The organism is Kribbella sp. NPDC055071 (genome assembly GCF_053608045.1).
In genome coordinates this window covers 63,859-73,769 of the sequence record NZ_JBSGUS010000028.1, presented here as the reverse complement: position 1 = coordinate 73,769, position 9,911 = coordinate 63,859, and the positions used below count along the sequence as shown (strand labels likewise).

General features: G+C 66.8%; 9 protein-coding genes. 5 read left to right on the top strand and 4 right to left on the bottom strand.

Translation table 11 applies throughout. From position 1 onward, the window contains the following. Positions 1-88 precede the first annotated feature (88 nt). The gene (locus tag ACWF4Z_RS33620; protein ID WP_452247230.1) at positions 89-280 is read right to left on the bottom strand and encodes a hypothetical protein; all 192 of its coding nucleotides are present in this window, start codon (positions 278-280) and stop codon (positions 89-91) included. Between the two features lie 368 nt (positions 281-648). Continuing rightward, the gene (locus tag ACWF4Z_RS33615) at positions 649-1,740 is read right to left on the bottom strand and encodes an Rv2578c family radical SAM protein (protein ID WP_452247229.1); all 1,092 of its coding nucleotides are present in this window, start codon (positions 1,738-1,740) and stop codon (positions 649-651) included. A 125-nt stretch (positions 1,741-1,865) separates the two neighbouring features. On the opposite strand from ACWF4Z_RS33615, the gene ACWF4Z_RS33610 reads away from it, so the two are divergent. Beyond that, entirely contained in the window at positions 1,866-2,330 is a 465-nt protein-coding gene (locus ACWF4Z_RS33610) for a hypothetical protein (RefSeq protein WP_452247228.1), read from the top strand. 12 nt (positions 2,331-2,342) lie between these two features. Here ACWF4Z_RS33610 and ACWF4Z_RS33605 read toward each other — a convergent pair whose 3' ends face one another. Next, on the bottom strand, positions 2,343-3,176 hold the full coding sequence (locus ACWF4Z_RS33605) for an SDR family oxidoreductase (RefSeq protein WP_452247227.1): 834 nt from the start codon (positions 3,174-3,176) through the stop codon (positions 2,343-2,345). Positions 3,177-3,252: 76 nt separating this feature from the next. On the opposite strand from ACWF4Z_RS33605, the gene ACWF4Z_RS33600 reads away from it, so the two are divergent. From ACWF4Z_RS33600 to ACWF4Z_RS33585, 4 genes are all read left to right on the top strand, one after another. Beyond that, positions 3,253-4,128, top strand: a complete 876-nt coding sequence (locus ACWF4Z_RS33600; protein WP_452247226.1) for a TetR/AcrR family transcriptional regulator — start codon at positions 3,253-3,255, stop codon at positions 4,126-4,128. Between the two features lie 160 nt (positions 4,129-4,288). After that, the gene (locus ACWF4Z_RS33595) at positions 4,289-4,684 is read left to right on the top strand and encodes a hypothetical protein (protein WP_452247225.1); all 396 of its coding nucleotides are present in this window, start codon (positions 4,289-4,291) and stop codon (positions 4,682-4,684) included. 73 nt (positions 4,685-4,757) lie between these two features. Beyond that, positions 4,758-6,515: an HSP90 family protein gene (locus tag ACWF4Z_RS33590; protein ID WP_452247224.1), complete on the top strand. Its 1,758-nt coding sequence runs from the start codon at positions 4,758-4,760 to the stop codon at positions 6,513-6,515. Then, positions 6,512-9,163, top strand: coding sequence for a tetratricopeptide repeat protein (locus tag ACWF4Z_RS33585; protein WP_452247223.1), 2,652 nt, complete (start codon positions 6,512-6,514; stop codon positions 9,161-9,163). Before ACWF4Z_RS33590 ends, ACWF4Z_RS33585 begins: the two co-directional genes overlap by 4 nt. On the opposite strand, the gene ACWF4Z_RS33580 is transcribed toward ACWF4Z_RS33585, so the two are convergent. After that, complete coding sequence (locus tag ACWF4Z_RS33580; RefSeq protein ID WP_452247222.1) at positions 9,150-9,893, bottom strand: Type 1 glutamine amidotransferase-like domain-containing protein; 744 nt, start codon at positions 9,891-9,893, stop codon at positions 9,150-9,152. The two genes, ACWF4Z_RS33585 and ACWF4Z_RS33580, sit on opposite strands and share 14 nt — an antisense overlap. Between the last annotated feature and the right edge of the window lie 18 nt (positions 9,894-9,911).

The following is a 9,911-nucleotide window of genomic DNA, read 5'->3' as shown; positions in this document are numbered from 1 at the left end:
GGACAGACCGAGCAGGCAGCCCCTACTCGGTAACCCACGAATCTGTGTGAGTGAGGCCCCGGCCCGCAACCCCGCCACCACGACGACGTCACCACATACCGTCTAGTTCGGTGGTGTCGCTGGCACCGAGGTCTTGCGCCAAGCCGCGCTCCTCGATCGCGGCGATGAGCTGGACACGATAGGTGAGCAGCCGGGTGATGGCAGCGTCGGTCCGGTCGCTGGCAGACAGCAGATCACTGTCGCTCAGCGCCCAGATCGGCCGCTCGCTCACCTGTTCCATACACACAATGATAGACCTCGTCACCGACAGTCTCCACCTCAGATATCCCTTATTCTGAAGGGAAATCTCTATCCACAGGGCACGCCCGTGTTATCCCCAGGCGGAGCGTTTGCCCACAGGCTGAACGGTCGACGATATGGTTGCCATAGGCAAGTTATGCGGCGCCCGGGCGGATGGACAAAAGCCCAAGCTCCAGCTCGCCGAGGTCGTCGCAAGAGTTCGCGAACGCATGCTGGTTGCCGGTCTGCCGTGGAGACCTGCCCTACCTGCGCGCTCCGGCCAGCCGTGTCGCCGGCGATCATGGCGACACCGCGGGCTAGTCACACATCGCCTACAGATTCGGGAGCTGCACCGGGAGGGCATCACTGTTAGAAGAGAGGTTCCTGGGAGGAGGTCTTCGGGGTGGGTTTGCGGGGTTGACGGGGTGGGGTGGGAGGTTCGCCCCAGCCTGAGGTGGTGCCGGGGGCTTCTACTACGCGTTGGGGTTGCCGGGGTTTGGAGCGGTGGTTGGCGCGTTTGCCGAAGCCATGTTTGGTGAGGAGGGGGCGGGTTTTCTCCTCGAAGGCATTGCGGAAACTCGGGGCGGCGTAGGAGCCGTGTCCGTAGAGGGACTCGTAGCGGGAGACCAGGTGGGGGTGGTCACGGCCCAGCCAGCCCATGAACCATTCCTTCACGCCCGGGCGCAGGTGCAGGACGAGCGTCGTCACACCGGTTGCGCCGGCTTCGGCGAGTTCGCCGAACAGGTGATCGAGCTCTTCGGTCGTGTCGGTGAGCCACGGGAGGACGGGCGCGACCATTACCCCGCAGGGCAGACCGGCATCGCGGATCGCGCGGATCAGGTCGAGCCGACCGCGGACTGACGGGACGCCGGGCTCGACGTGTTTGCGAAGCTCCTCATCCCCTAGGGCCAAGGAGATGCTGACGCCGACCGAGACCTGCTCCGAGGCGGCGGACAGGATGTCGAGATCGCGCCGGAGCAAGGTGCCCTTGGTCAGCACGGACAGCGGCGTCCCCGAGTCTGCCAGCGCCTCGATGATCCCTGGCATCAGGCGATACCGCCCCTCGGCGCGCTGGTAGGGATCGGTATTGGTGCCCAAGGCAACTTGCTCGTGGGACCAGGACGGCCGGGCCAGCTCGCGGCGCAGGACCTCGACCACGTTGGTCTTCACGACGATCTGCTGATCGAAGTCGAGGCCCTGGTCGAGCTCGAGGTACTTGTGGGTGGGACGGGCGAAGCAGTACCGGCACGCGTGCGTGCACCCGCGGTACGGATTGATGGTCCAGTTGAACGGCAACATCGAACCCGGCACCGAATTCAGCGCCGACTTCGAGATCACCTCATGAAACGTGATCCCGCGGAACTCCGGCGTCGTCACCGACCGCACCAGCCCCGCAAGAGACCCGAGCCCCGGCAACGTCCCCGGAGTCTCGACACCGATTTGCTGCCCGGCCCATCTCATGTCTACAGTCGAACACACGTTCGACCCAGAGTTCAAGTCAGCCGTGGGACGATCAGCACAACTTTCCGGCAGCCTGATCCTCGCCTACGACTGTCCCGGCGGACTACAACCTCGACGGAGTGCCCATGAGCGACGACCTGAGCGATGTCAACCAGTGCCTGGCCCAGTACGACGTCGTCATGTACAGGGGCGACGACGGCAGGCTCCGCATTTACGGTGACATCAACCGCATCCAAGACATCATCTTCGGTCCCTGCCTCGCCAAATTCCCCCCGGGCGGACGGAAGGAATTGGATGCGTTCTTCGCGGAAGAAGTCGACTTCCGATTCGCCCGCATCCTGCGCCGCGAAGGAGTCGACGCAGTCATCGATCTGTCGACCGGGCGAATCGGCATCGAGATCAAGGGAAAGCACCCGACCGATCAACTCTTCGAGGCCTGCTCCAAGGAGCTCTACGACTGGTACCGGGTCCCGCCGGCGGAGCGTCCTGCTGAAGACGTGCCCGCAGTGAGACCGAGATCCATCGGCGTCGACACAGACGAACCAACCGATCCAACACCGCGGTCCCCGGAAAGCCCGTTGCCGGGATAAGCGCAGGGACGGCTAAGTGAAGGCGGCGGCGTTTGTTGTGGCCCATTGCTGGTACGTCACGCTCGGCCGGCCGATGAGGGCGGGGACGGTGGGCTCGGGGGTCATTGGGTGTTCTGCCATCATCCGGAAGCCGTCGAGTAACCACTGTGCTGTCTCGAGGCCGATCGCGGGGGCCAGGCCTTCGAGGTACGACTGGGGAGTTAGCTCTTCGAAGCGGAGCTCGCGTCCGATCGCGGCCGCGATGTGGTGGACCTGCTCGGGCGCGGTGAGCCCCTCCGGTCCACTCATCGTGAGTTTCGCCCCCGAGTACTGCTCGGACAGTAGGACGACGCGTGCGACCGCGGCGATGTCGGCCAGATCGATCGGCGTCTGCACAGCGCTCGCGTACGGCGTCCGCACCACACCCTCGGCCCTGATCGACGGAGCCCAGTCCAGCGTGTTGTTCATGAACTGCCCGGGCCGCAAGAACGTCCAGTCGAACCCACCGGCCTCGATCGCGCGCTCGATCCGGTAGTAGTGCCACGCCGCCGGATCCCCCTGCGCCTCGTACTCGGCAGGTTCACCGGACAGTACGACGACCCGCCGCACGCCGGCCGCCTGAGCGCACGAGACAAAGTCATCCACGTACGCCGGAAGCGGCGCGAGATACACCGTGTCGACATCGGCCAGCGCAGCGGGCAGCGTCGCCGGCGTCCCCAGATACCCGCGGGCGACCTCAACCCCTGCCGGCAGCGCCGCCCGAGCCGGGTTGTTGGTGAGCGCCCGCACCGGCGCTCGCGCGGCCACCAGTTCATCCACCAGCAACCGCCCCACACTCCCGGTCGCCCCGGTCACCAGGATCGTCATGCCACCCTCTCCCGCCAGACCGACATCAATTCTCGTAGGGTATACGAGAATTCAAGAGAGCGCCTATGGTTGCGCTGTGACAGTGCGGCGGAGTGGTGAGGGGCAGCCCGAGCGCACGCTCGCGCTGCTGTGGCGCAACCACCGCAAACCAGCCACTCAAACGGCGACCGAACCGGCGACCGAACCGGCGACCCAACGAGCGACCCAACCGGCCGTCCAGGACGAGAGCTCGGCCGAGCCGGACCAGCCGCGGGAGCGGCGCCGGGGTGCGGGGCGGCGGCCGTCGCTGGAGGTCGACGACGTTGTCCGCGCCGGGATCGGGCTGGCCGACGCGCAAGGGTTGGCGGCTGCCTCGATGGGTGGGGTTGCGAAGGAGCTCGGCGTCGGGACGATGACGCTCTACACCTACGTACCGTCCAAGGAGGAGCTGCTCGACCTCATGGTGGACGAGGTTCTGGGTGAGCGCGAGCTCCCGGGTCCCGGCGCCCCACGCCCGCAAGACTGGCGCGAGCAGGTCGAGATCTACTCCCAGCAGACCCGCGCAATGTTCCGCCGGCATCCCTGGCTGTGCCAGGTGTCGACGATCCGTCCGCCGATCGGGCCCGGCATGCTGGCCGCCCGTGAGTACCTGCTCTCCGCGTGCCTCCCGCTCGGCCTCAGCCCGGCCGATACCAACACGGCCGCGCTCGCGATCACGACGTACGTCGACTCAGCCGCTGGGCAGGAGGCGGAGAGCGAGCTGATCGAGCGCGCGACCGGTCAGAGCAACGACGCCTGGTGGTACGAGCGCAACGACCTGTGGGAGACGTACTTCGACGTCACCAGGCATCCCGCCATGACAGCGATCTGGGAAGCGGGCGGTTATCAGTCCACCACCCGCGAGGCCGCGGCAGACTCCTACCGCTACGGCCTCGACAGGCTCCTGGACGGGATCCAGGCGCAAGCCGTATAACCCCGTCACCGGCTCGAGGCGAAAGTTGCCGACGACTCCTTTCGGCACGAAAGCGACAAAATCCCTGCCAGTACAGACGAAACCGTCGACCGGGTCGCTGCGTCCGAGTCCACATGCCACAGCACTCCACCAGGGAATGCCGGCAGATCAAGGGGAGATCATGCGCAGAATGATGAAGGCACTGGCCGCCGCGACGTTCGCCACCGGGGTGATGGCCGCTCTGACCGTTGCGGCTCCGGCCGCGCAGGCAGCCGGAACGACGGCGACCAAGGCGACCGGCGGCACCTACCAGGGCTGTCCGTACGGCGCGGTCTGCATCTACCCGCGTGACAAGGGCTGGAACAACGGCCGCCCCTCCAACATCTACTGGAGCTACGGCGTGCACAAGCTGTCCAACCAGATCGGCAACCACGTCGTCTTCAACAACCAGTACGGCGGCGCCAAGGCGTACCTCTGCAAGACCTACAGCGGCACGAACTGCGTCTGGTACTTCCCGCAGTACACGGCCAACAACTACGGCATGACGCCGATCAACTCGATCGTCCTCACCCGCTGATCCGGCCCTTCCCCGGGAGCGCCGGCACCCTCGATGTCGTAGGTTGTCCGAGCGCTCTCGGGAAGGGGATTGGGTGAGCGAGAACTTCCAGGTCGATCTGCAGGGGATCGTCGACCTGCTGAGCAACCATCTGTACAGCAGCCCGCGGGTGTACCTGCGGGAGCTGCTGCAGAACGCCGTCGACGCCATCACCGCGCGGCAGGCCGTCGATCCCGGTGCGCCGCGGCGCATCGACGTACGCACGGCCGACGACAGCCTGAGCATCTCCGACACCGGGATCGGCCTCGGGCCGGACGAGGTGCGGGAGCTGCTCGCGACGATCGGGCGCAGCTCCAAGCGGGACGAGATCGGGTTCGCGCGGACCGAGTTCCTCGGGCAGTTCGGCATCGGCCTGCTGTCGGCGTTCATGGTCGCGAACGAAATCGAGGTCGTCACCCAGCCGGCCGGAGGCCCAGCCACTCGCTGGATCGGTACGGCAGACGGCCGGTACACCACCGCCGTCACAGCGGACCGGGCCGAGACCGGTACGACGGTCACGCTCAAGGCTCGGCGGGGTGCGGAGCAGTGGTACAAGAAGGCGACCGTCGTCGAGCTGATCCGGCTCTTCGGCGCATTGCTGCCGATCGAGATCGTTGTCGACGACGAGCGGGTGACCGACGGCAGTGCGCCGTGGGAAGGCGACCGGTCGGACCTGCTGGCGTATGCACAGGACAAGCTGGGCTTCACGCCGTTCGATGTGATCCACCTGAACAATCCGGCGGCCGGGCTGACCGGTGTCGCGTATGTCTTGCCGTTCGCCGCCAACCCGGCCGAGCGGGCGACGCATCGGGTGTACCTCAAGCGCATGCTGCTCGCCGAGAACGTCGAAGGCCTGTTGCCCGATTGGGCATTCTTCGTCCGCGCGGTCGTCGACACCTCCGAGTTGCGGCCGACCGCTAGCCGTGAGGCGCTGTTCGACGACGGCAACCTCGAGTCCACGCGCGAGGCGCTGGGCACGCAGCTGCGCGGCTGGCTGGTCCGGCTCGGCAACACGGACCCTGCCAAGCTGGATCGGTTCCTCGGCATCCATCAGCTCGGGGTGAAGGCCCTCGCGCTCCACGATGACGACATGCTGCGGTTGGTGCACCGGTGGCTGCGTTTCGAGACCAACCACGGCCGGATGACGACTGCTGAACTGATGGAACGCGGCGCGGAGATTCGCTACGTCTCCACGGTCGAGGAGTTCCGCCAACTGGCGGCGGTCGCGGCTGCACAGCAGATCACCGTGGTGAACGGCGGCTACACGTACGACAGCGAGCTGCTGCAACGACTGCCTGAGGTTGTACCCGATCTGATCACTACGCGCTTCGATCCGACCGAGCTGAGCACCAGCTTCGACAGTCTGGATCCCGATACCGAGCTACGGCTTCGTCCGTTCGTCCAGCTCGCACAGGAGGCTCTGGACTCGGTGGGCTGCGAGGTCGTGGTCCGTGCGTTCGAGCCGGCCGGTCTGCCGGCGCTGTACCTGGTTGATCGGTCCGCCCAGTTCGCCAGCGAGCTCAGAGCCACCAGGGACCGTGCCGACGCACTCTGGTCCGAAGTGCTCGGTGCACTGGACACGCACGACGACAGTCGTCCACAGCTCGTGCTGAACTACCGCAGTCCGCTGGTACGCCGGATGACGTCGCTCGATGACCGTGAGCTCGCACAGCTCGCAGTAGAAGGGCTCTACGGACATGCGCTGATGCTCGGCTACCACCCGATCACTCCGGCAGACTCTGCGCTGGTGAACCGTTCTTTCCTTGGTCTGCTGGATCAGGCCGTCCCGACGCAGGAGGATCCGTCCCGATGAGCCAGGAAATCCTTGACCGGTTGCAGCGCGCCGAGAGTACGCCGTACGGGAAAGCACGGTCCGCGTTGCTGGAGGACGTCGTACGGCGGGCAGATGCGGCCGAAGAGGTGGAGCTGGCGTTCTACAGCCGCCTGTCGCTCGTAACGGCGTACGTGTCAGGTGGTGAGCCGCGGAAGTCTTTGGTGCCGTTCGCGCGGTGTGTGGCGGACTGGGACGCCTCCCCGGAACGCTTTCGCGACTACGCGCGGACCTTCCACTGGTGCTTCAAGTACGCGCCGAGCACGCTGACCAAGTTCCCCGAGGTGCCGCTGGAGCGTGCGTACGCCGTTCTGGACGACATGGAGCGGCGGTGGCGGCTGAGTGGGCACAGCCTGCACGCCGTGCATCAGCACCGCTGGCTGGTCGCACACCACATCGGTGCTGCGGACGAGGCCGCTGAGCAGTTCCGGCTGTGGTCCACAGCGCCGCGCGACGACCTGTCGGACTGCGTCGGCTGCGACCCGACCTCGAAGGTGCACCACCTCATCAACGTCGGACGTACGGCGGACGCCGTCGCGCTGTCCGTGAGTGTGCTGGACGGGCAGCTGACCTGCGTCGAGCAACCCCAGCAGATGCTGACCGCGCTACTGCCCGCATATGTTGCCGAGGGCATGTATTCCGAGGCGGTGGACGCGCATCGGAAGGGGTATCGGCTGCTGCGGGAGCGGGTCGGTGAGTTGAGCGAGCTGGCGGATCACGTGGTGTTCCTGGCCCGGACCGGCAATGAGATCAAGGCTGTCGAGCTGATCGAGCGGCATGCGGGCGAGCTGGCGGACCCGCCGTCGCCGTACGCGGAGATGGTCTTTGCGGCCGGAGCTTCGCTCGCGCTGAGCCGGGTTGATGCCGGATTGATGATTCGCCGGCCCGAGGTGAGCATCGCGGCTGGTGAGCTGGCCGAGCGAATGGCCGCACGCGCCCTGGAGCTGTCGGGCCAGTTCGATGCGCGGAACGGGACCACGCATCAGGGCGACACGATCAGGGCCACGCTGACCGCTGCGCCGTGGGTCGAGTACCTGCCGCTGTCGGAGACCGCTCGGCGGGCTCAGCTCCGCAAGGCGGCCGTCGTACCAGAACCGAGTAAGACCGAAGAGCTACCGCCGGCCAGTGGTCGCGAGTGGCTGGATCGCGCCGAGGAGGCGTGGCTGGCCGAACACCACGACGAGGCGATCGCGGCCTGGCAGTCGTTCGAGCGGGACGTACCGGAGAGCGAGTGGACGCCCCTCGACCGAGCCCGCGTACTCGACGGACGTGGTCTGGCCACACCTGACGAGCCTGAGGCAGCCATGGATGCGTGGCGCGAGGCACTTGCTTTGTACACCGAGCTGGACGAGGTCATCCGGGCACAGCGCGACCGCGCTCGGATCGGACTGGCCTTGTGTTTCCAAGGCGAGATCGAAGAAGGCCTCGCGACGGGAGAGCTCCCGCTCCGCACACTGATCGATTACGACGAGCCGCGCCGTCGTGGTGGATGGCAGGAGTCGCTCGCGACGATGTACATCCGGTCCGAGCGTTTCGACGATGCTCTGCGCGAGCTGACCGAGCTGCAGCAGCGCAGTGAGATCGACACCGAGCTCAGGGCGAAGAGCGCGCTGATGCAGGCCAGCCTGCTCGCCGAGCTGGGCCGCCTGGAGGAGGCCGAGCAGCTTGCGGCCACGAGTCTGGCTACAGCGCACGACCACAACCGGGCGTTCGCCTACCACACGCGCGGCCTGATGCGGCTCAAGCTGGACCGCCCGCAGGATGCGGCCGAGGATCTCGCCGAGGCGATCGCGCTGACGGCCGGGACGCCTGGCAGGGAAGTTCAGGTGGCGCTGACCCAGGTGGAGTTGGCTCGTGCGTACGTGCGGTCGGGGCGTCCGTTGGAAGCGGCCGAGACCGGTGAAGAGGCGATGCGGGCGCTGACCGGAGTCTCCGAGCTTGGCGATGCGCTGGCCGACGTCTACGGCGTACTGATCGATGCTTATCGCGAGCTGGGCGAGCTGGAACCGGCACTGGCCAAGGTGCGCGAGTTGCAGGCGGCCGCACCCGCCGATGCGCATCCGGCCTGGCGAGGCATGATCCGACAGGACGAGGGCCAGCTACTCGAGCGGCTCGACCGTGACGAGGAGGCGGTCGAGGTCTTACTCTCCGCCGCTTCGTACTACGCCGCCGCGGACCAACCGATCGAGCAGGTGCAGGCACTCCGCCTGGCAGGCCAGTCCGCCCGCTACACCGGTGACTTCGCCCGTGCGGTCGAGCTGGTCGAGAACGGCCGCGCCATCCTGGACGCTCTGCCGTCGGCTGACCCACAGGTCAGCTTCCAGACCGCGGGTATCCATTGGGACCTGGCGCTGATCGCTCTCCAGCAGGGCGATCCGAAGACCGCCGTACAGCAGGCGACCCAAGCTGGTGAACACTACGAGCGCGGTGGCTTCGAGGGACAGCACACCAATGCCCGGCTTCTGATCGCCGAGCACGGCGACCCGAGCTTTGCCGAGCAGCTCTTTCCAACCCTCACCGCGGGCACCGAGCCCTGGTACCGGGCCGGCTGGCTCCTCGTCGACCGCCTCCGCGCCCAGAACCGCGACCAGGAAGCGGTTGCGCTGGAGGCGATTCTCACCGCGGACTAGGCTCGAACAGCTTCCACTGGCCCTCGGAGACGACCTCGGTCACGCCGTCGACCACCGTGATCGCGGTCTCGTCGTCGATCGCGTACGTCGGTACGGGAATCCGGGCCGCCCACTTCTCGGCGTTCGCGAAGGACGCGTCGGGGTGCTGCGGGTGCTCGAGGTGCGGGATCACCGCGAAGTCGACGAGCCCCGCGCCCTGGCCTGTGACCAGGGTCCTCTCGACGTCACCTTCAGGAGTGGCGAAGACGATGTCCTCGGACGTCAGCCGTCCGTACGTGCCGCGGGGCGTCTCGGTGTAGGTCTCGACGATCGTGGAGGTAGCGGCCATGCTCCCCGCGCTCACTCCGACGTAGACGGCTTCGGGCCGCAGAGCCGGCAGCACCTCGGTCAGCCCGGACTGCCTCATCCAGTTGGCCAGGAACAGCGGGTCACCACCCCAGAACAGCAATGCGTCGGCGTCGCGGACCGTTGGTACCCAAGCCTCCTTCTCGATGCTCGGCAGCACCGACAGCTCGAGCAGCCCCAACGACTTCCACCCCAACTCGGACAACGGCGACGGAGCCCCGCCGTTCACCGCCCGCCACGCCATCTTGGCCCCACCCGGGAACGGGTAGATGGCCGTAGGCACGAACAGCGCATCCGACTCCTCGATCGGCTTCCCCAACAACCCGACCAAGGCCTCCCGGATACTCCCGTTCTTGATCCCAGCCGACGTCAGCAGAATTCGCATGCACTCACTTTCCCACGC

Excerpts from the sequence above, each read along its gene's own strand:
- ACWF4Z_RS33620 (WP_452247230.1), bottom strand. The coding sequence starts at position 280 with ATGGAACAGGTGAGCGAGCGGCCGATCTGGGCGCTGAGCGACAGTGAT.
- ACWF4Z_RS33615 (WP_452247229.1), bottom strand. The coding sequence starts at position 1,740 with ATGAGATGGGCCGGGCAGCAAATCGGTGTCGAGACTCCGGGGACGTTG.
- ACWF4Z_RS33610 (WP_452247228.1), top strand. The coding sequence starts at position 1,866 with ATGAGCGACGACCTGAGCGATGTCAACCAGTGCCTGGCCCAGTACGAC.
- ACWF4Z_RS33605 (WP_452247227.1), bottom strand. The coding sequence starts at position 3,176 with ATGACGATCCTGGTGACCGGGGCGACCGGGAGTGTGGGGCGGTTGCTG.
- ACWF4Z_RS33595 (WP_452247225.1), top strand. The coding sequence starts at position 4,289 with ATGCGCAGAATGATGAAGGCACTGGCCGCCGCGACGTTCGCCACCGGG.
- ACWF4Z_RS33585 (WP_452247223.1), top strand. The coding sequence starts at position 6,512 with ATGAGCCAGGAAATCCTTGACCGGTTGCAGCGCGCCGAGAGTACGCCG.
- ACWF4Z_RS33580 (WP_452247222.1), bottom strand. The coding sequence starts at position 9,893 with ATGCGAATTCTGCTGACGTCGGCTGGGATCAAGAACGGGAGTATCCGG.